This window comes from Flavobacterium sp., from assembly GCF_027531705.1.
Taxonomy (GTDB): Bacteria; Bacteroidota; Bacteroidia; order Flavobacteriales; family Flavobacteriaceae; genus Flavobacterium.
In genome coordinates, this window is the sequence record NZ_JAPZSP010000029.1 from 76,982 (window position 1) to 101,687 (window position 24,706).

Sequence of the window (24,706 nt, forward strand, 5' to 3'; positions counted from 1 at the left end):
ACGAGTTACGAAATTAGAAGTGCTTAATATTTTAAAAAGTTCATTCAGTGATGTTTGGACTTTTTTTATATATTTACATCTCAAAACAAATAACAACTTTAAGTTATGAAAACAAAACTACTTTTAATCTTAGTTCTAATTTCGATAAAAACTACAGCACAAACTCCAATCAATACTCTTGAAATTGAAAATGGAAATATTTTTGAAATTGTAAACTCAACTAATACATTAGACGAATCCTCAAGTGGCGCAAATTTAATATGGAATTTTACCGATTTAGTTTCTCTAGGACAAAACGTTATTTATAATTTTGAACCTACAACCGATGAAGTCACTACCTATCCAAACACATCAAATGTTTTAGTTTCTACAAGTGACATGAATGGGGTAACTAATGTTTCGAAATTATTCACTAAAACTGTTGGAAATACATTTTCAATTACTGGACTAAACAGTACCGAAATTGATTTGAATTTTGCAACAAATAATGCATCAATTGGAACCTTACCTATGAATTATGGTTACTTAAACACTGACACATTAGCTGGAACTTATACTTTTGGAACATATTCAGGGACTTTAACCGGAACAATCGCAAGTTCAGTTGATGCTTATGGCACTATGTCTACGAATTTTGGTTTGCTAAGCAATACTTCTGTTACAAGGTTAAAATCGGTTCAAAATATCAATTTGAACTATCAAATTTTTTCTAACGTTGGTACTGTTGTGCAAACTACTTACAACTATTACCCTGATCAAGGCATAGGAATTCAAACACCATTATTTAGAAGCACAACAACCTCAATTAATGTCCCTTTGTTAAGTATTAATCAAACTGTAACTCAATACGAAGTTTGGGTTGGACAATTGTTAGGAACAACTTCTAACGATTATAAAAACTTTGTTTCTCTTTATCCAAATCCCGTACAAGATGTTTTGAAAATTAGAAATGAATCGGATTCAACTATCAATTCAGTTTCAATTACTGATAACAATGGTCGTGTTGTTTTAAATACAACTTCTTTTGAAAATGGAATAGATGTTAGTACTTTACAAAACGGAATTTATTTTGTAAAAATCACAACAGATAAAGGAACAAGTAATCAAAAAATGATTAAAAACTAATTACTTAAGTGGTTTCAAAGCCAAATGCACTACTTTTTTGGTTTCAAAAAATTCATCTTTAAAAAAGTCGGACAAGTTAAATTGTTCGGCTTTTTTATAATCTTTTAATTCTTCAGTTAAATCACCACCTTTTAGATACAAAATACCATTTTGAAGCTCGTGTTTTGAAATTTTTCTGATTTTACCATTTACCCAAGAAACAAAATCGGGCATATTCGTTACAGCACGACTTACTATAAAATCAAATTCTTGGTTTACCAATTCGGCACGTTTTTGTTCTGCTTTTACATTTTTTAATCCTAATGCAGAAGTAACCTCGTTGACAACTCTTATTTTTTTGGCAATAACATCTATCAAGTAAAAATCAACTTCGGGAAATAAAATCGCTAATGGAATTCCAGGAAAACCGCCGCCAGTTCCAACATCCATAATTTTAGAACCAGGTTTAAACTCTAATACCTTAGCGATCCCTAACGAATGTAGTACGTGACGCGTATATAATTCATCAATATCCTTTCTCGAAATTACATTGATTTTAGCGTTCCAATCATCATATAAATTTTGTAACATTTCAAATTGTTGTATCTGATTATCAGTCAGATTTGGAAATTGCTTTAGAATTTCTTCCATAAATTGAATTTTTAACAAAAATAGTCTTTTTGGTTAATAATTATGATTTGTTTTTACTTCTAAAAAAAATATAATATTTACCTTTGAACAAATTATTAGAATTCCAAATTATGAGTACCAACACACCTGTCTTTTCTAAAAGCGACAATCTTAAATTTTTTAGAACTTTAAATAAAAGAGTAAACGATTACTTCAAAGAAAATAATATTGACAAAACTGGAAACTGGAAATTACATTTAAAAACAATTGTAATGTTTACTATTTTCCTAACTCCATACTTCTTTTTACTTGCAATGGAAATGCCTTTCTGGACTTACCTTTTACTAAATGTAGTGATTGGCGTTGGAATGGCAGGCGTTGGAATGAATGTAATGCACGATGGAAATCACGGTGCCTATTCTAACAAAGGTTGGGTAAATAAATTCATGGGTGGAAGTATCTATATTTTAGCCGGAAATGTTTACAATTGGCAAGTACAACACAATGTTTTACACCATACTTACACGAATATTCTTGGCCATGATGAAGATTTAGAAGCTGGAAGAATTTTGCGTTTCACCAAAGAGGCAAAATGGTACAGTCATCACAAATTTCAACATTATTATTCATTTATTCTTTACGGATTATTGACTTTCAATTGGGCAATCACAACCGATTTTCAACAAATGAGACGTTATTTAAAGAGAAATTTATCTTATGGTGAGTTCAAAAAACCTGTAATTCGTTGGACAACATTAGTGATTACAAAAGTGATATATTTTTCTATGTGGATTGTTATTCCAATTCTTGTTGGACATGTTAGCTGGTGGCAAGTTTTAATCGGATTCTTCATTATGCATTACACGGCTGGAGTTATCTTGAGTGTTGTATTCCAATTGGCTCACGTAGTACATGAAACGGATAATCCAATTCCAAATGATGAAGGAGAAATAGAAAACACTTGGGCAATTCATCAGTTATATACAACAGCTAATTTTGCTCCAAAAAATTGGTTAGTAAATTATTACACAGGTGGATTAAATCATCAAATTGAGCATCATATCTTTCCAAATATTAGCCATATTCATTATAATAAAATAGCTGAATTTGTAAGAGAAACTGCAAAAGAATGTAATCTTCCTTACTACGAATTCAAAACAACTAGAGCTGCAATTTATTCGCACTTTACTCATTTGAGAGATTTAGGAAGACAACCACAATTATCGTAAAGAGAATTAAGATTGAAGTATTAAGTATTAAGATATTTTAGATACTTCAATTTTTTCGATTAAATATAAACACACAACAATGAGCAACCCATTATCAGACAGAATTAATAATTTAACTACATCACAAACTCTTGCCATGGCTGCATTAGCAAGAGAATTAAAAGCACAAGGAAAAGACATTATCAGTTTAAGTTTGGGCGAACCCGATTTTAATACACCCGATTTTATCAAAGAAGCTGCTAAAAAAGCTATTGACGAAAACTATTCAACCTATTCACCAGTTGATGGTTATATGGAATTGAAAGAAGCTATTTGTAGAAAATTCAAACGAGATAATAATTTAGATTACAAACCTGCCAACATTGTAGTTTCTACTGGTGCAAAACAATCTTTATACAATATTGCTCAATGTATGATAAATCCTGGTGATGAAGTAATTCTTCCTGCGCCTTATTGGGTTTCTTATTATGAGATTATCAAAATTGCAGGCGGAATTCCAGTTGAAGTTCCGACTTCTGTAGAAAGTGATTTCAAAATTACACCGGAACAATTAGAAAAAGCTATTACTCCAAAAACTAAAATGATTTGGTATAGTTCGCCATGTAATCCTAGTGGTTCTGTATATAATCGTGAGGAATTGACGGCTTTATCAAAAGTGATTTTGAATCAACCAAACGAAATTTATGTAGTTTCAGATGAGATTTATGAACACATTAATTTCTCTGGAACTTTTTGCAGTATCGCTACTATTGACGGAATGTTTGACAGAACGATTACTGTAAATGGTGTTGCAAAAGCATTTGCCATGACAGGTTGGAGAATTGGATATATTGGTGCTTCTGAAATAATCGCAAAAGCTTGTACTAAAATGCAAGGTCAAGTTACTTCTGGAGCGAATTCTATTGCTCAAAGAGCTACAATTACAGCAGTTGATGCTGACCCAAGCGTGTTGAACGAAATGGTTTCTGCTTTCAAAAATCGTAGAGATTTAGTAGTTGGTTTAGTTAAAGAGATTCCAGGATTCAAACTAAATGTTCCGGAAGGAGCTTTTTATGTTTTTCCTGATGTTTCTTATTATTTTGGAAAAACTTTACGTGGAAAATTAATCAATAATGCTGATGATTTTTCGATGTATTTATTGGCAGAAGCTAATGTTGCAACAGTAACTGGCGATGCTTTTGGAAATCCAAATTGTATTCGTTTTTCTTATGCAACTAGCGAAGCATTATTGGCTGAAGCTATGAAACGTATTAAAGAAGCGGTTTCTTAAAAAAATAAATTTAATTAAAAAAAGACCTCAAAATTCAAACTTTGAGGTTTTTTTTATTGGTTTAATTTTCTAATCACTTTAGCAGGATTTCCAACAGCGAGTGAATTCTCTGGAATATCTTTGGTTACAACTGAACCTGCGCCGACCGTACAACCATTCCCTATTTTTACACCTGGACAAATCACCGAGTTACCTCCTATCCAACAATCGTCACCTATTGAAACTGGTTTTGAAAACTCAACTGTTCGTCTTTCAACAGCGTCAAGTGGATGTGTTGCTGTATAAATATGGACATTTGGACCAAAGAAAACATTATTACCAATTTCGATTTTCATGGTATCAAGAACTACACAATTCACATTGAAATATACATTTTCACCTGAATGAATATTATAACCATAATCGCAATGGAATGGTGGCTCGATATATAATCTTTTGTGAGCATTGGGCATTAGTTCACGCAGAATATTTCTTGAATTTCCATTCATTACATACTCTGTAATATTGAATCTATGAAGTAATTTTTTTGCTCGTAATCTTTCTGCTATTAAAACTTTATCGTTAGCAAAATAGATTTCGCCATCTAGCATTTTTTCTTTTTCGGTTTTCATAATTCAAATATATAAAATATCTTTTTTGGAACACAGATTTGGAGAAATCAGAGAAATTTTAATAATCTGTTTAATTTCTTAAATCTCTGTTCCGAAATAACAAGTTAAAAATTGTATTTTTGAACTAATGCAATCTATTCTACAAAATATCGCCAAGCATGTTTCTTTAACTCCTGAAGAAGAAACTTTGTTTTTATCTAAAATAGAAACCAAACAATTTAAAGCTAAGACCATTTTATTGAGTTCAGGAGAAATTGCCGATTGTACTTACTTTGTGAATTCTGGTATTTTGAGAAGTTTTAATATTAACGATAATATTATCGAACATGTTTTGCATTTTGCTTGTGAAGGTTGGTGGATTGGCGATATGTACAGTTATATTTCGGGAAAACCTGGTAATCTTTTTATTGAAGTTTTAGAAGATGCTGAACTTGTTATAATTTCAAAAGAAAATCATCAAGAGCTTTATAAAGAAATCCCAAAACTAGAACGCTTTTTCAGAATTTTAGCTGAAAACTCATTGGTTTCACACCAAGAACGCTTAATGGATAATTTAAGTTTATCTGCAGAAGAACGCTTCGAAAAATTCTGTTCTAAATATCCAACACTAATTCAAAAAATACCTCAAAAGCAAATTGCTTCTTATATTGGAGTAACCCCTGAGTTTTTTAGTAAAATGAAAGCACGATTACTAAAAAAATAATTTCTTAATCTACATTAAGTGCTTCACGAATCTTATCGCTGTAAATTTGTATCGTAATAATTAATACATTTATACATTATGAAAAATATAGTTTTACACAAAGCAGATTCAAGAGGTCACGCCAATCATGGTTGGTTGAATGCTTATCACAGTTTTAGTTTTGCAAGTTGGTACAATCCCGATAGAGTTCAATTTGGAATGTTACGCGTTTTAAACGACGATACTGTTGCTGCAGGAATGGGTTTTGGGACACATCCACACGACAATATGGAAATAATCACTATTCCACTAGAAGGAGATTTAGCTCATAAAGACAGCATGGGAAATACTGAAACCATCAAAACAGGTGATGTTCAGGTTATGAGTGCTGGAACTGGAGTGCAACACAGCGAATTCAATCCGAATGCTGACCAACACACTAAATTATTTCAAATTTGGTTGTTTCCGAAATATAGAAATGTAGAACCTCGTTACCAACAAATTACTTTAGATGTAACCGAGCAAAAAAATAATTTTGCACAAATTCTTTCGCCAAATGCGGATGATGCTGGAGTTTGGATTCATCAAGATGCGTGGTTTTATTTGAGTGATTTTGATAAAGATTTCTCAAAAAAATTGACCCTTAAAAAAGAAGGAAACGGATTTTACATCATGAATATTGAAGGTGAAATTGAAGTTAACGGAGAAAAATTAGAAAAAAGAGATGCGATTGGAATTTGGGAAACTTCTGAAATTGAAATTAAAGCAAATACCGATTCAAAGTTTTTAGTGATGGAAATTCCGATGGAACAGTAATTAGTGTTCAGTTAAAAAATAAATTATGAACGAAGTACAATTAAAAATCAATGATAAAAATGGTATTTTTTATATTGATGTTGATGGCAAACATGAAGCAATGATGACTTTTGTTTTTGCAGGCGAAGACAAAATAATTATCGATCATACCGAAGTAAATCCGGAAAATGAAGGCAAAGGCTTTGGTAAAAAAATGGTAGTAAAAGCAGTAGAATATGCTCGTGAAAAAGGAATTAAAATTATTCCGCTTTGTCCATTTGCCAAAAGTGTATTTGATAAAACTCCGGAATTTAGAGACGTTTTATAATGTAAAAAATCAATTATGAATTCAAACGACTTAACAAAAGAATATTGTAATGGCGAGGTTAGCATTGTATGGAAAATTGGTTTATGCAAACACGCGGCTGAATGTGTAAAAAACAATCCAGATGTTTTCAAACCTAAAGAAAAACCATGGATAATCGCAGAAAATTCAACAACTGAAAAAATTATTGAAACTATAAAAAAATGCCCTTCTGGTGCATTGACTTATTATTTAAACGAAAAATAGAATGGTACAATTCACCACAATTGTAAATGCCACACTAGAAAAAGTCTGGGAGTATTTGATTTATAAAATTGAAAAACCAGAACATTTTGTTCCTGGCGTTAGTGATGTGGTTATTTCTGAAAAGAATAGTGATTTTGTTTTACGACAAATGACCGTAACAACTCCTGACAACAAGACTATTTTAAAAGAAAAAATAACATTTATTCCCTACAAGGTTCGGTTTCTATTATTGGAACATCCGACGCTGGAAGGCTATGTTGATAATGACATTAGAATGATTTCAGAAACCGAAACCGAAATGACTTTCACCATCAATTGGATTGATAAAACAACCCAAATTGAAATCAACAATCAAGAATTGGCAAAAAACGCTGTATTAAAAACTAAGACTTATATAGAAGAAAATTAATGAAACAACCACCTAAATGGAAATTTGCAGTAATGGTTTGGATAGCAATTTATCCAACGATTACATTAGTAAGTATTTTAATTGGAGATTATATTAAAAATTTACCATTGCCTTTAAAAACATTAATCATGACGGGGATTTTAGTTCCATTAATGGTTTTTGTTTTACTTCCTTTTCTTGGAAAAATATTAGGTCACTGGTTAAAAAAATAACAAATGAAAAAAATTATCGCTTTTGGAGCATCGTCAAGTAAGACTTCTATAAATAAACAATTGGCAACTTATGCAGCTCATCAATTTCAAAATACTACAGTAGAAGTTTTGGATTTAAATGACTTCGAAATGCCAATTTATTCGGTAGACAAAGAAAATGATAACGGAATTCCGCAATTAGCTCAAGATTTTTATGCAAAGATTGGAAGTGCTGATTTAATTGTGATTTCGTTTGCAGAACACAATGGTGCTTATTCGACAGCTTTCAAAAATATTTTTGATTGGACATCAAGAATCAATGCCAAAACATTTCAAGAAAAACAAGTGCTTTTACTAGCAACTTCACCTGGACCGCGTGGCGGAAGTTCTGTTTTAGAAATTGCAAAAAATCGTTTTCCTTTTCAAGGTGCTGTTGTTAAAGGAAGTTTTTCTTTGCCAAGTTTCAATGATAATTTCGATACCGAAAAAGGAATAACAAATGAAGATTTAAAGAATAAATTATTAGGAATTATAAACACAATCGAATTCTAATAAAAATGTTATTTTTGTATTTATTTTTTTAGGAACTTTTAAACTCCTAAACTTTTTTAAACTTTTAAACTCAAAAAATGAAAGCATACATATTTCCGGGTCAAGGTGCACAATTCTCAGGTATGGGAAAAGATTTATATGAAAATTCAGCAGTAGCAAAAGAATTATTCGAAAAAGCTAATGAAATATTAGGCTTTAGAATTACAGATATTATGTTCGAAGGAACTGCAGAAGAATTAAAAGAAACAAAAGTTACCCAACCAGCTGTTTTTTTACATTCGGTAATTTTAGCTAAAACATTGGAAGATTTTTGTCCAGAAATGGTTGCAGGTCATTCGTTAGGTGAATTTTCAGCTTTAGTTGCCAATAGAGCTTTATCTTTTGAAGACGGATTAAAATTGGTATCACAAAGAGCAATCGCAATGCAAAAAGCCTGTGAAATTACTCCATCAACGATGGCAGCCGTTTTAAATTTAGATGATAAAATAGTAGAAGATATTTGTGCTTCAATTGATGGTGTTGTAGTTGCTGCAAATTATAACTGTCCAGGACAATTAGTTATTTCTGGAGAATACAAAGCGGTAGAATTGGCTTGCGAAAAAATGAAAGAAGCTGGTGCAAAACGTGCTTTAATTCTGCCTGTTGGCGGAGCATTTCACTCACCAATGATGGAACCAGCAAGAGAAGAATTAGCAGCAGCTATTGAAGCAACTACTTTTTCAAATCCGATTTGTCCGGTTTATCAAAATGTGACAGCAAGTGCGGTTTCTGATGCAAATGAAATTAAGAAAAATCTAATCATCCAATTGACTGCTCCTGTAAAATGGACACAATCTGTTCAGCAAATGATAAAAGATGGAGCTACAAGTTTTACAGAAGTTGGTCCAGGAAAAGTATTAGTTGGATTAGTAAATAAAATTGATAAAGAAGTTGAGACTATTTCTGCTTAACTGATTCATTATGCAAAACTTTATAAATTTATTATCCACATTAGATGCTAGTAAGGTTATTGAACCAAATATAGGATATAATGATTATGTGGCTTTAGATTTGTCAATTTCAAATAATGATTTGAGCAATCATAAACTAGAAAGCGCATCAGATTATGAAGTTTTTATTGAAAACTATCTTTCTTTAAACAATGCCAAAATTGCTTTTGGAGGCTATTTAGAGACAAGAAATTTATATAAAAGAAGTTCTGTTTTTAACAATAATAATTCAGAAGAACGCAACATTCATATTGGATTAGATTTATGGATAAACAAACAAGCTTCTATTCATGCAGTTTTAGATGGAACAATTCATAGTTTTCAAAACAACACTGGTTTGGGCGATTATGGTCCAGCAATAATTTTGGAACACGAAATAGGTCAGTTCAAATTTTATACCTTATATGGTCATCTTAGTGAAAACAGTTTAGTAGATAAAAAAGTAGGTGAACAAATAAAAAAGGGAACACAAATAGCAACTTTAGGTTTGCCTCCAATAAATGGTGATTACGCGCCTCATTTGCATTTTCAAATTATTATAGATATGGAAGGAAAGACAGGAGATTATCCTGGAGTTTGTTCTAAAAATAATTTGAATTTTTATCAAAAAAATTGTCCTAATCCAAATACGTTATTAAAATTTAAATAGTATGAAAAAAATAATTTTATCCTTAGTGTTCGCAACACTATTAATTTCTTGCAAAGAAGAAACTACAGAAAAAGTAAAACAAGCAACAAAAGCAGTAAGCGCCGACTTAAAACAAGCTGCTGATTCTGCAAAAGTAAAAGCGAAAAAAGTCTTAGATTCTACAAAAATGGGCGAAAAAGCAAAAGTAATTATTGCTAAAGGTGCTGAAAAAGTAGAAGAAGGCGCAAAAAAAATAAAAGAATCTGTTAAAAAATAAAGTTTGGCATTGGTTTTGCTCTGTAATAAACTGAAAATTAAAATCAATTATTAATTCAAAAACAATTTAACCATGAAAAAAGTATTTTTAAGTTTAGCTTTAGTTGCATCATTATTAGTAGTTTCTTGTAAAGAAACAACACAAGACAAAGTAGAAGACGCTACAGAAGCTGTAGGAACAGAAGTTGATGCTGCTGCTGAAGGTGCTGTTGATGCTATTGATTCAACTGCAACTGTTGCTGGAGACGCTGTAGAAAACGCTGCTGCTGAAGGAGCTGCTAAAGTAGAAGAAGCTGCTAAAGAAGTTAAAGAAGAAGTTAAAAAATAATTTTTTATTTCTTAAGAAAATTAAGCCCAATCTTAAAAGATTGGGTTTTTTATTTGGAATATATCAACTATTTCTTTTTGTAATTGATTATAAAGACACCCAAAATAATCAAAGCTGTAGCAATAATAAAGTCAATTGTAATAATTTCATCTAGCACAAGCCATCCTAAAAAGACAGCTATGACTATGTTTATATAATTTAAAATTGAAACTTGAAGAACAGTAACTCTTTTTAGAGCATAATAATAACAGAAAAAAGCCAAAACCGAGCCAAAAACAGCTAGATACAAAACCGCTGAAATACTGCGTAAACTCCAAGTATTCACATCTGTGTTAGAAGAAAATATAAAAGCTAAAGCAAATTGAATTAGGGAAGAAATAGAGAATTGGTAAAATAAATTCAATGCAATGTTATTAGATTTATGCGTATGTTTTTTGGAATAAACCATTCCAGCAGACCAACTCAAAATGGCAATACTTAAAAACAACATTCCAGTTTTGTAGTTTGGATCTAAAATATCATCCAATCCATTTCTGAAAATAAAAACCACACCAAGAAAACCTAATAAAACACCAATAAATCCTTTTAATCTAGGTTTTTCAATTCCAAAAAGAATACCTCCAATAAAAATAATCACAGGAGAAAGTGCACTCATTATAGAAGTCAAACCGCTTGGTAAAGTTTGTTCGGCAATAGTTGTAAAACCGTTGGCTATAACAATCATCAACAAAGAAGGAATCAATTGGTATTTTAAATTATTCCAACCAATCCAAGACAATTGTTTTTTGTAAAGTAAAATTCCAAGAACAATTAACGCTGCAATTCCTTGACGAATAGAAGTTATAAACCAAGGCGGAATGCTCTCAACAGCAACACGAATACCTAAATAGGTGGTTCCCCAAACTATCCCGACAATTACTAAGGAAAAAATTAATTTTAAATCGGGTTTTTGGTTGGTCATTCTTTTTTAATTTAACTTGTAAATTTCATCATAAGTTACATAATCTTTTCTTCCTATTGTATACATGACTTTACCATTTTCATCAAATAGCAATCCAACACTTTCATCCTTTTTGGGAAAATAAATTTGATAACCACGACCATCTTCAAGTAAAATTCCATAAGTTTCAATAGAATTTTCAGATTTAATCGAGTTTTGTGTGTATTTATACCCATTAGATTTGCCAAGACTATCTTTAATATAAAAACTAGTCGGCGAAAAAACTATTTCAAACTTCTTACCAGTTGAATCCATAGCTTTCCACTTTCCTTGATAGGAATCTGAACCTTCACAAGATATTAATAAAGCTAAAATTAAAACTAAAAAAAAGCTAAGTTTTTTCATAAATAAATTTAGATTAAAATAGTTAAATATAAAGATTTAAAATAAATAATTGAGATTCCTCCGGAATGACAAACTGTAAACGAATGATTAAGAATAAATACTGAAAACTGCGACTGAAAACTGAAAACTAACCTCTAATCTTCTTTTCCCATTTCCAAGCACTTGCCAAACTATCCTCTAAAGTTGATTGTGCTTTCCAGCCTAAAACATTATTAGCTTTATCAGTATTGGCATAAGCCGAAGTTATATCGCCTTCTCTTCTACCCACAATCTGGTAATTCAGTTTTTGTTCCGAAACTTTTTCAAAAGCAGTAATCACTTCCAAAACCGAACTTCCTGTTCCAGTTCCAAGATTGAAGGTTTCAACTTTTTCTAAATTTTGCTTGTTCAACAAACGTTGCATTGCTATAACATGGGCTTTCGCCAAATCAACAACATGGATATAATCACGAATTGCTGTTCCGTCTGGAGTTGGATAATCATCTCCGTAAACAGAAAGTTTCTCACGCATTCCAATAGCAGTTTGTGTAATAAATGGAACTAAATTTTGAGGAACACCAAGTGGTAATTCTCCAATTTCAGCACTAGGATGAGATCCAATTGGATTAAAATATCTTAATAAAATGGAATTGATATTGGTAACTTTAGCAACATCAGTTATAATTTCTTCGCCAATTTGTTTGGTATTTCCATAAGGCGACATCGCTGGTTGCACAGAAGCATCTTCAGTAATTGGCATTTTTTCGGCTTGACCATAAACAGTACAAGAAGAACTAAAAATGAAATTAGCATTTGGCAATTCTTTCAATTCCTGAAGAACATAAACCAACGCATTAATGTTGTTTTCGTAGTACAATAAAGGATTTTCAACACTTTCACCCACTGCTTTTGAAGCTGCAAAATGAATCACACCATCAACATCATTATGTTTTTTAAAGAAATTTTGAACCGACGCTTTATCACGCAAATCCATTTTTTCAAAAATTGGTTTTTTACCTGTAATTTTTTCAATTCCGTCCAAAACACTTTCAGATGAATTCGATAAATTATCAATGGCAACCACTTCAAAACCTTCGTTTTGTAATTCAACAACTGTGTGTGAACCTATAAAACCTAAACCTCCTGTTACTACTATTTTCATATTTTATTTTATTCAGCAGAGACGGAATGCATTCCGTCTCTACGTATAATTAAACGTATTCTAAAACTGTATCCGTTATAAATTTAATTTGCTCGTCGTCCAATTCGGTGTGCATTGGTAATGCAATCACTTCTTTACATAATTGATTGGTTACTGGAAAATCTTCTTCTTTGTAACGAGAATCAGCATAAGCTTTCTGACTGTGCAACGGAATTGGATAATAAATCGCGCATGGAATTCCTTTTTCTTGCAAATGAGCTAATAATCCGTCGCGTTTTCCGTTCGTAATTCTGATAACATATTGATGAAAAACATGGCAATCGCAAGTTTCACAAATAAATGGTGCCCAAATATTTGAATTTACACTCAACGCAACAGAATATTTTCTAGCAGCATCTTGACGTGCTTTATTGTATGTATCTAAATGTGGTAATTTCGCTTTCAAAACGCCCGCTTGAATACTATCCAAACGTGAGTTAACTCCTACTACATCATGATGGTAACGCTCATACATTCCGTGATTTACAATTCCTCTTAAAATATGAGCTAATTTATCATCGTTGGTAAAAATCGCTCCGCCATCACCATAACAACCTAAGTTTTTAGATGGAAAAAACGACGTTGCACCAACATGACCAATCGTTCCTACTTTTACTTTAGAACCATCTTTTGAAGTATAATCGGCTCCAATTGCTTGCGCATTATCTTCAATAACATACAAATTATATTCGTTTGCAATTTCCATAATCGCATCCATATTGGCAGCACGACCAAACAAATGCACTGGAACAATCGCCTTAGTTTTTGGTGTAATCGCTTTACGAATTCCGTCTAGCGAAATATTCATATTATTCATATCCACATCAACCAAAACGGGAGTTAATTGTAACAAAGCAATAACTTCAACAGTAGCAGCAAAGGTAAAATCGGCAGTAATTACCTCATCACCAGGTTTCAAATCCAATCCCATCATGGCAATTTGCAACGCATCGGTTCCGTTTGCACAAGGAATTACGTGTTTTACTCCTAAATAATCTTCTAAATCATTCTGAAATTGATGAACCAAAGGTCCGTTTATATAAGTATTTGTTTCTAAAACTTCTTGAATAGAAGCATTCACTTCCTCTTTTATTTTTTCGTATTGACCTTTCAAGTCAACCATTTGTAGTTTTTTCATTCTAAAAAAATTTGAGTTACAAAAGTAAACTTTTTCTAGTTATTTGGAGCGAATGGTTCGGGATTTTTTGGTTTCCCTTTTCCTGCTTTTCGCTCTACTTCGGTGCCGCTGCAATCAGGGCTAGACAGTAAACGTCTTTTGTAAAAATAAATTGCTTAATTTAGCCACACAAATAAAAACAGATGCTTTTTCTATACAATTTAATCATACTTCTCGCTTCACAAGTAGTAAAACTATTGGCACTTTTCAGTCTAAAAATGAAACTTTTTGTTAATGGTAGAAAAGAAGTTTTCTCTATTTTACAAAGCAAAATCAATCCAAACGACAAAACCATTTGGTTTCACGCAGCATCATTAGGCGAATACGAGCAAGGTTTACCCGTTATTGAAAAAATAAAAGAAAAATTTCCAAATCATAAAATAGTAGTGACTTTCTTTTCTCCATCGGGTTACGAAGTTCGAAAAAATAATATAGTTGCCGATGCCACGGTTTATTTGCCATTAGACACAAAATCAAATGCTCAAAAATTCATAAAAACCATAAATCCAGAACTCGTTTTCTTTATAAAATATGAATATTGGCCTAATTATTTGAACGAACTGAAAAAACTTCAAATAAAAACGTATTTAATTTCAGGAATTTTCAGAGAAAACCAAGCTTTTTTCAAATGGTACGGCGGATTTTACAAAAACGCTTTAAAAACATTTGAGTACTTTTTTGTACAAAACGAAAGTTCAAAAAAATTGATTCAAAGCATTGGTTTCAACAATGTAAAAGTTTCAGGCGACACGCGTTTCGACAGAGTAGTTTCCATTTTAGAAAGAGGCAATTCTTTAGATTTTATTGAAAATTTCAAAGACAACAAAACCACCATCGTAATTGGAAGCTCATGGCCTAAAGACGAAAATTTATTGGTAGAATACATTAACAAATCATCTGCCGAAATTAAATTTATCATCGCACCACACAATATAAAAGCGGAGCAAATTCATGAATTAAAAAAATCCATTACAAAAAAAACAATGTTGTTTTCCGAAAATGTAGAGACAAGGCATGCCTTGTCTCTACATGAAAACAACGTTTTCATCATCGATACCATCGGAATTTTAACGAAAATTTATTCCTACGCCGATATTGCCTATGTTGGTGGCGGATTTGGAAATCCAGGCGTACACAACATTTTAGAACCAGCAACATTTGGCGTTCCGATTGTAATTGGACCAAATTATTCTCATTTTGCAGAAGCAACAGCTTTGGTTCATCAAGAAGGCTGTATTTCAATTTCAAATCAAAATGAATTAAACGAAGCCTTTAACAATTTAATTTTCAACGAAGATATTCGCCACGAAAAAGGACATATTTGTTCCACTTTTGTGCAAATGAATAAAGGTGCAACAGATATTATTTTGAAACATATTTCTTAGTGAGTTTATTATATTACATATTATTGAGATGCAATACTGATTATTATAGAGGTGTTGTTCTTTTTATGTCAATACAATGGATTTGGCTTATTTTACTTCCTTTGACAATGATTCAAAGTCCGTTACTTAATCTAACTATTGACGATAATGTTAAATCACCTGTTTTTTTATCTTGTTTTATACTAACAATAATATTTGACTATATTTTTTATTTTAGAGAAATAAAAAAAGTTGAAATTTTAAAACTATATACCAACAAATATTCAATAATTGAAAATCATCCTCTTTCTTGTTTCTTTACTATATATTTTGCATTACTATTCATTGGATTATTTTTAATTTCTTTAATCCCAAAATAATTTTACAAAAATATAAAACATGTAAAAATGACCACTTTCCAACCTTTAGAAAACCATCAAATCGAAACCATCACCAAAATGATGCAAGATTTCTATGCAATTGATAATTATCCAATCGATATAGCCGTTTCTAAAAAACTATTTCAAGAATTTATTTCTGACGAAAAACTTGGAAAAGCTTGGTTGATCTATTCGGATGAAGAATTGGTTGGTTACGTAATTCTAACTTATGTTTTTAGTTTTGAATACAAAGGAAGAATAGCATTTTTAGACGAATTATATATTAAAGAAACTTATCGCGGAAAAGGAATTGGAAAACAAACTATTGATTTTATAAAAGAGCAAGCATCAAATCAAAATGTTAAATTGATTTATCTCGAAGTGGAAAACCATAATCAAAACGCACAAAAATTGTATCTTGCCAACGATTTTGAAGTTCACAATCGCAAATTATTAAAACACAAACTATCCTAAAATATGAAATTTATTAAATTACTACTATTACTATTCGTCATTCAAATCCAAGCACAACAAGGCGGCATGTGGATTCCATCATTACTAAAAGGAATGAACGAAAACGAGATGAAAACACTTGGCATGAAACTTACTGCCGAGCAAATTTATTCGGTAAACAAATCGAGTTTGAAAGATGCCGTTCCACAATTTGACGGTGGTTGTACAGCCGAAGTGATTTCAGATAAAGGTTTGATTTTGACCAATCACCATTGTGGATATGACAATATTCAAAGCCATTCTACTGTCGAGCACGATTACCTAACAGATGGCTTTTGGGCTTATAAAATGGAAGATGAATTACCAAACAAAGGTGTTGTAGTGAGCTTTGTTGTTCGTATTGAAGATGTTACAACAAAAGTTTTAGAGGGCGTTGCAACACTGACATCAGAAGCTGAAAAACAAAAGAAAATTCAAGAAAACATTTCCAACTTGACCAAAACACTACCTAAAGAGTCTTGGCAAGAAAATAGCATTCGTACTTTTTATGACGGGAATCAATATATTCTTTTTGTAACTGAAACATTCAAAGACATTCGTTTGGTTGGTGCGCCACCAAGTTCTATCGGAAAATTTGGATCGGACACCGACAATTGGGTCTGGCCAAGACACACAGGCGATTTCTCATTGTTCAGAATTTATGCTGATAAAAACAATCGCCCAGCCGAATATTCGACAGAAAACGTTCCATATAAACCAAAACATTTCTTTCCGATTTCTGCAAAAGGCGTTAAAGAAAATGATTTTACCATGGTAATGGGTTATCCTGGAAGAACACAAGAATATTTGCCTTCGTATGCTGTTGAACAAATTGTAAACGATTTGAATCCTGCTAAAATTGAAGTTCGTGATGCTGCTTTGAAAGTACAAGATGGTTTTATGCGAAAAGACAATGCAATCAAAATTCAATATGCTTCCAAATATGCTGGAATTGCGAATTATTGGAAAAAATGGATTGGAGAAACTAAAGGTTTAAAAAAATCGAATGCAGTTGCCATCAAACAAAAATTTGAAAAAGATTTCCAAGAAAAAGTCACAAAAGCAGGAAAACAAGCTGAATATGGAAACTTACTAGCTGATTTTCAAAAAAATTATACTGAAATAAAAGACTACGCATTAGCAAGAGATTTGTTTTCTGAAATTGCGTTACGTAACAACGAATTACTTTCAGTTGGTTATAAATTATACCAATTAGAACAAATTTTAACCAACAAAGGCGAACAAGCTTTTAACGATAGAAGAAACAATTTAATCAACGGATTAGGTGATTTTTATAAAGATTTTAATGCCAATGTTGACGAAAAAGTATTCGAACAATTAATTGGAATTTACTCCAAAAAATATCCAAAACAATTTTTACCAAGTAATCTAGAAAACGTAGATGCAAAAACCTTAGCAACAAACGTTTATACCACTTCTAAATTGGTTAGTTACAACAAAATAAAAGAGCTTTTGACTGGCGAAACCAAAACAGTTTTAGAAAAAATGAATAACGATTCAGGTTTTCAAGTGGTAAAAATGATGGCAGATAGTTTTACCAAAAACGTTGCTCCTAAATATGACGAAATCAATTTGAAAAACATTGCAGCACAAAGAACTTACATGAAAGGAATTTTAGAGTTAAGTCCAAAATCGGCTCGAATTTTTCCTGATGCCAACAGCACTTTACGTGTAACTTATGGAAAAGTTAAAGGTTACAAGCCAAATGATGCAGTTATTTACGAACCAATTACTTTCTTAGATGGTGTTATAGAAAAATATATTCCTGGTGATTATGAGTTTGATGTTCCTAAAAAACTGATTGATTTGTATAACACAAAAGATTTTGGAAAATATGCCGATAAAAATGGGAAAATGCCCGTTGCTTTCATAGCTACTAACCACACAACAGGAGGAAATTCAGGAAGCCCAGCTTTGGACGCAAATGGAAATTTAATTGGCTTGAATTTTGATAGAGTTTGGGAAGGTACCATGAGTGATATTTACTATTCTCCAGAAATTTGTAGAAACATTATGGTAGATGCTCGTTATATATTGTTTGTAATAGACAAATATGCTGGTGCAAAAAATATCATTAACGAATTGAAAATCATTTACCCAGCCGAAAAGAAAATAATTTCTAAGAAAAAATAAGTTTGGCACGAAGTTTGTGAGGTATGTTTTCGGAATTCAGAGAGAAAAATTTAAAAAAAGTTTAACTAAAAGTTTTTCCGATTAAAAAAATTTATATCTTTGCTCCGAATTAATAATTAACCTTTTATATTAAATTAAGATGAAAAAAGTATTTTTAAGTTTAGCTGTTATCGCTGCATTAACTGTAGTATCTTGTAAACAAGCAGAAGAAGCTCCTGCTGAAGAAGTAGTAACTGAAGAAGTTGCTCCAGTTGCTGAAGAAGCTGCTGCTGTTGTTGATTCTGCTGCTGCTGTAGTTGATTCTGCTGCTGCTGCTACTACTGAAGCTGCTGCTCCAGCTGCTGAAGCAAAAAAATAATTAGAAATTAATTTCTAGTATTTTAAAAACCCTTCACAATGTGAAGGGTTTTTTTATTTCAATTATTTAATTTTATATTTAAATGCGTAAACTTGAAAATAGCGAATTAGACAGAAAATCAATTCAAGATTTTAAAAACTCTACGAAAACACCTCTTATCATTATTCTTGATGATATTAGAAGTTTGAATAATATTGGCTCTGTATTTAGAACTAGTGATGCCTTTTTGATAGAAAAAATCTATTTGTGCGGTATAACTGCAACACCTCCAAACAAAGAAATTCACAAAACTGCTCTTGGCGCAACTGAAACTGTGGCTTGGGAATATGCTGAAAATGTTCAAGAAGTAATTCAAAACTTGAAAAAAGAAAAAGTCAAAGTTTACGCAATCGAACAAGTAGAAAACTCCATTTTTCTTCAAGATTTCACAATCGAAAAAGAAACAAAATACGCTTTAGTATTTGGAAATGAAGTTTTCGGAGTTAATCAAGAAGCTATTCAACTCTGTGATGGTACAATTGAAATACCTCAACTCGGCACTAAACACTCACTAAATATTTCTGTAAGTGCAGGAATAGTTATTTGGGATTTGTTTAAAAAAATAAACTACCTTTAGTTTTTTTAAAACAAACATGCTACCAAAATCAATAAAAATAGTTTTTTTTCTACTATCGTTTCTACCAAATATTGTTTTTGGAAACTACAATCCTACTCCAAAAAGTAGCTTAAATAATGTTGCTCCAATACTTATTGCAACAGGAAATCAAGTATATTGTCCTGCCACATCAATAAATATTGTAACAGATTTCACAATTACCGATCCAGACGATACTGGAATTGACGCTCTCTATATTCAAATCTCTCAAGGTTATGTTATTGGTCAAGACCAACTTGTTTTGACCGGAGTCCATACAACAATTTTAAGCTCGTGGAATCCAACTTTAGGAAAACTAACCTTGACTGGCGTTGCATCACAGCCAACATACACTGAATTAATTGCTGCCGTTAAAGACATCAAATACTCAAGTAGTTCATCAAACCCTAGCGGAATCAGGAATTTTTCCATTACTGTTGGACAAGCAAATTATCTTCCCTCTAATGGACATTACTATCAATTTATACCAAACTTAGGCGTTACTTGGTCATCAGCAAAAAATTTAGCGCAAACTTCAACGTATTATGGACTACAAGGTTATCTAGCCACGATAACGTCTTCGGATGAAGCTAAAATTTCGGGCGAACAAGCATCTGGCGCTGGATGGATTGGAGGTAGTGACGAACAACAAGAAGGCATTTGGAAATGGATGACTGGGCCAGAAACTGGAACCATCTTCTGGAATGGAAGCATCAATGGCTCTACGCCAAATTTTGCTTTTTGGAATTCAGGCGAACCTAACAATCTTGGAAATGAAAATTATACACATGTAACTGCTCCTGGAGTTGGTCTACTAGGCTCATGGAATGATTTGTCAAACAACGGAGAAACAAGCGGGAATTACCAACCAAAAGGATATATTGTTGAATACGGCGGCATGCCAGGTGACCCTGTTTTACAAATTTCAACAAGTACCATAATAACTATTCCTACTATATCTGGTTTTACAAATTTAAGTAGTTGCGGCTCATCAAGTTTAACTTTGAATGCAAGTGCTACAAACGGAATTGTCAATTGGTATTCTACACCAAGTGGCGGAATACCTATTGCAAATGGAAACAACTTTACAACTCCTCTCTTAACAACTACAACAACCTATTATGTTGACACCTACCCAATTGGTTGCTTAACTGGAATAAGAACGTCAGTAACTGCGACAATTAATGAAATTCCAACAATTACTGCAACAAACCCAAATCCGTCATGTAAAGGCTTTTCTGCAACTTTAAGTGCATTAGCTTCGGCAGGAACTTTAAATTGGTATAATGTAATTTCTGGCGGAACAATCATTGCAACTGGAACTAATTTTACAACTCCTATTCTCAATGAAAACGCAACCTACTATGCAGAAGCAAATAATAATGGCTGTCTTTCAATAAACAGAATTCCAATAAATATAACTGTCGTTTCTTTTCCTTCAATAAATGATGAAACTATAACGATTTGCAAAGATGAAATTGTAACATTAAATGCTGGAATTGCCAATTATGACTATCTCTGGTCAACTGGCGCGACTACACAATCTATTCTATCAAATGGATTATTGAATTATTCGGTTGTTATCACTTCACCAGAAGGTTGTATCAAAACAAAGAATTTCACATTAGTTGAAAACCCAATTCCAATAATCAAAACTATTTTGGTTGAAGATATAAATGCAACCATAATTACCGAAAACGGTGGTGATTTTGAATATTCTATTGATGGAATAAATTACCAAAACTCCAATACTTTCTCAATTCCGCAAGGCGGATTATTTACGGCATTTGTTAGAGATAATAAATCTTGTGGAGAAGACAAAGAGGATTTTATTATCCTGCTTTTGCCAAAATATTTTACTCCAAACAACGACGGATTCAATGATTTTTGGACAGTTGATGAGATGAAATATTACCCAAAAATGGAAATTACTATTTTTGATAGGTATGGAAAATTGTTAACCAAACTCACGCCATCAAATCCAACTTGGGATGGAAAACTAAAGCAAAAACCTTTACCAGCTGATGATTATTGGTATATCTTAAAAATTGATAATACAGAACCCGAAAGAAAAGGGCATTTTTCGATAAAAAGATAAATTATTTAATTCGCTGACTAATTTCGTTCAGGATATAAAGGTAATCTTGTTGGTTTTTAACAAAATCTTTATCGGAAATATCAATTACTAGAACATTCAAATCTTTCTGTGTTTTTATATAATCTAAATAACCAAAATTGATTTTTTCTAAATAATCGGCTTCTATGTCTTGCTCATAACTTCTGCCTCGAACTTTAATATTTTCGAGCAATCTTTCGGTATTTTGATACAAATAAATATACAAATCTGGCTTGGGCATTTCTTTGTAAATTATCTCAAAAAGCTTTCTGTACAAACGATATTCGTCTTCGGTAAGCGTTACTTTGGCGAAAAGCAATGATTTGAAAATATGATAATCGGCTACGATAAAATCTTTAAACAAATCAAATTGTGCCAAATCATCCGAAATTTGTTGGTATCTATCAGCCAAAAAAGACATTTCTAGCGGAAAAGCATATCGGTTTTGATCTTCGTAAAATTTTGGTAAAAACGGGTTATCAGCAAATCGTTCTAAAACTGTTTTAGCGTTAAAATCTTCTGCTATTTTATTAACCAAAGTTGTTTTTCCCGCGCCAATATTCCCTTCAATAATAATGTAATTGTAATTTTCTAAATGAATCGATTCCAACGGTGATTTCATTTTTTGAACCAAAACACAATTCATTTCTCCATCAAAATTTGAAATAAGTTCCGCAATATGTTTTTTATTGACAGGATGAATCCAATTAGAATCTAAATCGCGAATAGGTAATAAAACAAATAATCGTTCTTGCAAAAAAGGATGCGGCACAACTAAATTTTCAGTTTCAATTACAGATTCATTGAAAGAAATTATATCAATATCGATAATTCGTTGTTGATAACCTTTCTTTTCGGAACGAACACGTCCTAGTTTTTTTTCAATTTCTAAAATTTGAAGTAAAATTTCATCAGCATTTGAATAACTATGAATCAAAATCGCACAATTATAAAAAGGCTCACTTTCAAATCCCCAAGAAGGTGATTCATATAAATTTGAAATTTTTACAACTGTACCGACTTCATTATGAATGCTTTCAATTGCCAATTCGATAGTTGTAAATCGATCGCCTTGATTACTTCCTAAGCCTAAAATGATTTGATTTTGCTCGTTCATACGTAAAGACAAATTAAGTAAAACAATTTCAGAATTGAAGTATATTTGCGCCGACTGTTAATAAATTTATTTGTCTAGATTTGTAACAATATACAAAATCAGCCAACTAATAAGTAAAAAAATAGAATATGAGATTTTTAGGAAATGTTTTAGCAACGGTAATTGGAATTTTTGTTTTCCTTATGTTGCTATTTTTTGGAATTGTACTAATTTCTGCCATAGCAGGCAACAGTTCTGATGTTGTAGAAGTAAAAGAAAATTCGGTTATCGAACTTGATTTATCAGAAGTAACAAACGATTATGCTGGGAAATTCACTTTTGAAAAAATGCCGTTTTTGAATGATACCGATTCACACGACGGTTTAACAGATGTTATTTACGCCATTGAAAACGCAAAAACGGATGAAAACATCAAAGGAATTTCGATTCTTAACAACACTTCAATGCTTGGAATGGCTCAAAGTAAAGCCTTACGTGATGCATTAGAAGATTTTAAAAAATCGGGGAAATTTGTTTATGCTTACGCAAATGCTTTTACCCAAAAAGAATATTATTTGAACTCTGTTGCCAACAGTGTTTATCTAAATCCAGTTGGTGATATGGATTTTAAAGGGCTTTCATCTGAAGTAATGTTTTTTAAAGATTTTCAAGATAAATCGGGTATAAAAATGGAAGTAATTCGTCACGGAAAATACAAAAGTGCCGTTGAACCTTTCCTTGAAAATAAGATGAGCGATGCCAATAGAGAACAAATTACCTCGTTACTAAATTCAGTTTGGAGTTCAGTTGTAAAAGACATTTCGACAAGCAGAAAAATTCCTGTTGAAAAACTAAATGCTATCGCCGACGGACTTTTAGCAAGAACGCCAGCAATGGCAAAAGCTGAAAAATTAGTTGATAAAGTAGCTTATGAAGATGTTTATCATGACGACATCAGAAAAATGCTAAAAGTTGAAAAAGACGAAGACTACAACTCTATAAAAATTTTAGATTATGCTCAAAATGTGGCAACAACGGCTACCAAACCATCTTCTGAAAATAGCATTGCGGTAATTTATGCACAAGGTGAAATTATGGATGGTGAAGGCGATGTTGATATTATTGGCGAAGGTTCAATGCGTCGTTCACTTATTGAAGCTAGAAAAGATGAAAGTATAAAAGCAATTGTACTTCGAGTAGATTCTCCTGGCGGAAATGCGTTAACTTCAGATTTAATTTGGAGAGAAATTGAATTGACCAAAAAAGTAAAACCTGTTATTGTTTCTATGGGGAATTATGCCGCATCTGGTGGTTATTATATTGCTTGTAATGCCAATAAAATATTTGCCGAAGAAAATACAATTACAGGTTCGATAGGTGTTTTTGGAATTTTGCCGAACTTTAATATTGCTGCTACAAAATTTGGTTTGCATTCTGAATTAGTAAAAACGCACTCTAATGCTAGCGATTATAGTCCGTTTGTACCATTAGATGATAATTTTAAAAACTTCACCCAAGAAATGGTCGAAAACATCTATACAACTTTTGTTTCACGAGTTGCTGTTGGTAGAAAAATGACAACAACTCAAGTAGATTCTATTGCGCAAGGAAGAGTTTGGTCGGGAAGTGAAGCAAAAAAAATCGGCTTAGTTGATGAAATCGGCGGAATGGACGCAGCATTAAAATACGCGGCTTCTTTAGCAAAAGTTAAAGAATATAGAACTATCAATTATCCTGAATACAAAAAAGATCCAAGAGATTTACTTAGCGGATTAGGTTTTCCGTTTGCAAAAACTAAAGAAGCTTTAATCAAAGAAGAAATTGGTGCTGAAAACTACAAAGTAATGCAAGAAATCAAACGTTTTTCATTGAGAAAAGGCGTTCAAGCTTCTATGCTTTACGAAATTGTGATTAAGTAAATTTTCAAAATAATTTTTAATTATAGTAATAATCCGTTTGGTAATTCAAGCGGATTTTTTTTGTGAAAACTTTACAATTCAACTTCTTGCAAAAAAATGTAACTTTGCGTAGTTAATAGGGCAAGGTTTTTGCTTGCAATAATTCAGTTTAAAAAGAAATCGTATGTTAAAGAAAATCTTACTATCGTTAGGTGTATTACTAGTTTTACTAATTGGTTCATTAATA

Annotated in this window: 28 protein-coding genes; 21 read left to right on the forward strand and 7 right to left on the reverse strand. The window is 32.0% G+C overall.

Annotated elements, in window-relative coordinates; genetic code table 11:
* Positions 1–105: 105 nt before the first annotated feature.
* Entirely contained in the window at positions 106–1,125 is a 1,020-nt protein-coding gene (locus tag O9267_RS11630) for a T9SS type A sorting domain-containing protein (RefSeq protein ID WP_298179646.1), read from the forward strand.
* Here the strand turns inward: O9267_RS11630 and rsmG are convergent, their stop codons facing one another.
* Entirely contained in the window at positions 1,126–1,755 is a 630-nt protein-coding gene (rsmG, locus tag O9267_RS11635) for a 16S rRNA (guanine(527)-N(7))-methyltransferase RsmG (RefSeq protein WP_298179649.1), read from the reverse strand. It abuts the gene before it with no gap.
* A 110-nt stretch (positions 1,756–1,865) separates the two neighbouring features.
* Here rsmG and O9267_RS11640 point away from each other — a divergent pair, with 110 nt between their 5' ends.
* A complete protein-coding gene (locus O9267_RS11640; RefSeq protein WP_298179651.1) occupies positions 1,866–2,963 on the forward strand; it encodes an acyl-CoA desaturase in 1,098 nt (365 codons plus the stop codon).
* Between the two features lie 79 nt (positions 2,964–3,042).
* A complete protein-coding gene (locus O9267_RS11645) occupies positions 3,043–4,233 on the forward strand; it encodes a pyridoxal phosphate-dependent aminotransferase (protein WP_298179654.1) in 1,191 nt (396 codons plus the stop codon).
* A gap of 53 nt (positions 4,234–4,286) precedes the next feature.
* Here the strand turns inward: O9267_RS11645 and O9267_RS11650 are convergent, their stop codons facing one another.
* A complete protein-coding gene (locus O9267_RS11650; RefSeq protein ID WP_298179657.1) occupies positions 4,287–4,844 on the reverse strand; it encodes a sugar O-acetyltransferase in 558 nt (185 codons plus the stop codon).
* A 127-nt stretch (positions 4,845–4,971) separates the two neighbouring features.
* Between O9267_RS11650 and O9267_RS11655 the strand changes: the two genes are divergently transcribed.
* The 11 genes from O9267_RS11655 (at position 4,972) to O9267_RS11705 (ending at position 10,265) form a co-directional block, all read left to right on the forward strand.
* Positions 4,972–5,547 carry a Crp/Fnr family transcriptional regulator gene (locus tag O9267_RS11655; RefSeq protein WP_298179660.1) on the forward strand — a complete coding sequence of 192 codons (576 nt, stop codon included), beginning with the start codon at positions 4,972–4,974 and terminating at the stop codon, positions 5,545–5,547.
* A gap of 78 nt (positions 5,548–5,625) precedes the next feature.
* The gene (locus O9267_RS11660; RefSeq protein ID WP_298179663.1) at positions 5,626–6,342 is read left to right on the forward strand and encodes a pirin family protein; all 717 of its coding nucleotides are present in this window, start codon (positions 5,626–5,628) and stop codon (positions 6,340–6,342) included.
* A gap of 25 nt (positions 6,343–6,367) precedes the next feature.
* A complete protein-coding gene (locus O9267_RS11665; RefSeq protein WP_298179666.1) occupies positions 6,368–6,649 on the forward strand; it encodes a GNAT family N-acetyltransferase in 282 nt (93 codons plus the stop codon).
* Positions 6,650–6,664: 15 nt separating this feature from the next.
* A complete protein-coding gene (locus O9267_RS11670) occupies positions 6,665–6,892 on the forward strand; it encodes a (4Fe-4S)-binding protein (RefSeq protein ID WP_298179668.1) in 228 nt (75 codons plus the stop codon).
* Position 6,893: 1 nt separating this feature from the next.
* A complete protein-coding gene (locus O9267_RS11675) occupies positions 6,894–7,301 on the forward strand; it encodes an AtaL-like protein (RefSeq protein ID WP_298179670.1) in 408 nt (135 codons plus the stop codon).
* Positions 7,301–7,513 carry a hypothetical protein gene (locus tag O9267_RS11680; protein WP_298179672.1) on the forward strand — a complete coding sequence of 71 codons (213 nt, stop codon included), beginning with the start codon at positions 7,301–7,303 and terminating at the stop codon, positions 7,511–7,513. Before O9267_RS11675 ends, O9267_RS11680 begins: the two co-directional genes overlap by 1 nt.
* 3 nt (positions 7,514–7,516) lie before the next feature.
* Positions 7,517–8,044, forward strand: coding sequence for an NAD(P)H-dependent oxidoreductase (locus O9267_RS11685; protein ID WP_298179676.1), 528 nt, complete (start codon positions 7,517–7,519; stop codon positions 8,042–8,044).
* Positions 8,045–8,121: 77 nt separating this feature from the next.
* Positions 8,122–8,994, forward strand: coding sequence for an ACP S-malonyltransferase (gene fabD, locus O9267_RS11690; RefSeq protein WP_298179678.1), 873 nt, complete (start codon positions 8,122–8,124; stop codon positions 8,992–8,994).
* 10 nt (positions 8,995–9,004) lie between these two features.
* Entirely contained in the window at positions 9,005–9,682 is a 678-nt protein-coding gene (locus O9267_RS11695; protein ID WP_298179680.1) for a peptidoglycan DD-metalloendopeptidase family protein, read from the forward strand.
* Between the two features lies 1 nt (position 9,683).
* Positions 9,684–9,938 carry a hypothetical protein gene (locus tag O9267_RS11700; protein WP_298179683.1) on the forward strand — a complete coding sequence of 85 codons (255 nt, stop codon included), beginning with the start codon at positions 9,684–9,686 and terminating at the stop codon, positions 9,936–9,938.
* Positions 9,939–10,010: 72 nt separating this feature from the next.
* A complete protein-coding gene (locus O9267_RS11705) occupies positions 10,011–10,265 on the forward strand; it encodes a hypothetical protein (protein WP_298179686.1) in 255 nt (84 codons plus the stop codon).
* A 67-nt stretch (positions 10,266–10,332) separates the two neighbouring features.
* On the opposite strand, the gene O9267_RS11710 is transcribed toward O9267_RS11705, so the two are convergent.
* From O9267_RS11710 to O9267_RS11725, 4 genes are all read right to left on the reverse strand, one after another.
* Positions 10,333–11,226, reverse strand: coding sequence for an EamA family transporter (locus O9267_RS11710; RefSeq protein ID WP_298179689.1), 894 nt, complete (start codon positions 11,224–11,226; stop codon positions 10,333–10,335).
* A 6-nt stretch (positions 11,227–11,232) separates the two neighbouring features.
* Entirely contained in the window at positions 11,233–11,610 is a 378-nt protein-coding gene (locus O9267_RS11715) for a hypothetical protein (RefSeq protein WP_298179692.1), read from the reverse strand.
* 127 nt (positions 11,611–11,737) lie between these two features.
* Complete coding sequence (gene galE, locus O9267_RS11720; protein WP_298179695.1) at positions 11,738–12,751, reverse strand: UDP-glucose 4-epimerase GalE; 1,014 nt, start codon at positions 12,749–12,751, stop codon at positions 11,738–11,740.
* A gap of 49 nt (positions 12,752–12,800) precedes the next feature.
* Complete coding sequence (locus tag O9267_RS11725) at positions 12,801–13,928, reverse strand: DegT/DnrJ/EryC1/StrS family aminotransferase (RefSeq protein ID WP_298179698.1); 1,128 nt, start codon at positions 13,926–13,928, stop codon at positions 12,801–12,803.
* Between the two features lie 182 nt (positions 13,929–14,110).
* Between O9267_RS11725 and O9267_RS11730 the strand changes: the two genes are divergently transcribed.
* The 6 genes from O9267_RS11730 to O9267_RS11755 all read left to right on the forward strand — a co-directional run bounded on the left by O9267_RS11730 (position 14,111) and on the right by O9267_RS11755 (position 21,447).
* Positions 14,111–15,352, forward strand: coding sequence for a glycosyltransferase N-terminal domain-containing protein (locus tag O9267_RS11730; RefSeq protein WP_298179701.1), 1,242 nt, complete (start codon positions 14,111–14,113; stop codon positions 15,350–15,352).
* 386 nt (positions 15,353–15,738) lie between these two features.
* Positions 15,739–16,185, forward strand: a complete 447-nt coding sequence (locus O9267_RS11735) for a GNAT family N-acetyltransferase (RefSeq protein WP_298179704.1) — start codon at positions 15,739–15,741, stop codon at positions 16,183–16,185.
* Between the two features lie 3 nt (positions 16,186–16,188).
* Positions 16,189–18,357: a S46 family peptidase gene (locus tag O9267_RS11740; protein ID WP_298179706.1), complete on the forward strand. Its 2,169-nt coding sequence runs from the start codon at positions 16,189–16,191 to the stop codon at positions 18,355–18,357.
* Positions 18,358–18,496: 139 nt separating this feature from the next.
* Positions 18,497–18,715 (forward strand): hypothetical protein, encoded by a 219-nt coding sequence (locus tag O9267_RS11745; RefSeq protein WP_298179709.1) that lies wholly within the window; start codon positions 18,497–18,499, stop codon positions 18,713–18,715.
* Positions 18,716–18,797: 82 nt separating this feature from the next.
* Positions 18,798–19,331 carry an RNA methyltransferase gene (locus tag O9267_RS11750; RefSeq protein WP_298179711.1) on the forward strand — a complete coding sequence of 178 codons (534 nt, stop codon included), beginning with the start codon at positions 18,798–18,800 and terminating at the stop codon, positions 19,329–19,331.
* Between the two features lie 16 nt (positions 19,332–19,347).
* Entirely contained in the window at positions 19,348–21,447 is a 2,100-nt protein-coding gene (locus O9267_RS11755; RefSeq protein WP_298179713.1) for a T9SS type B sorting domain-containing protein, read from the forward strand.
* Between the two features lies 1 nt (position 21,448).
* Here O9267_RS11755 and folK read toward each other — a convergent pair whose 3' ends face one another.
* The gene (gene folK, locus O9267_RS11760) at positions 21,449–22,582 is read right to left on the reverse strand and encodes a 2-amino-4-hydroxy-6-hydroxymethyldihydropteridine diphosphokinase (protein WP_298179716.1); all 1,134 of its coding nucleotides are present in this window, start codon (positions 22,580–22,582) and stop codon (positions 21,449–21,451) included.
* 128 nt (positions 22,583–22,710) lie between these two features.
* Here folK and sppA point away from each other — a divergent pair, with 128 nt between their 5' ends.
* Positions 22,711–24,480 (forward strand): signal peptide peptidase SppA, encoded by a 1,770-nt coding sequence (gene sppA / locus O9267_RS11765; protein WP_298179718.1) that lies wholly within the window; start codon positions 22,711–22,713, stop codon positions 24,478–24,480.
* Positions 24,481–24,706 lie beyond the last annotated feature (226 nt).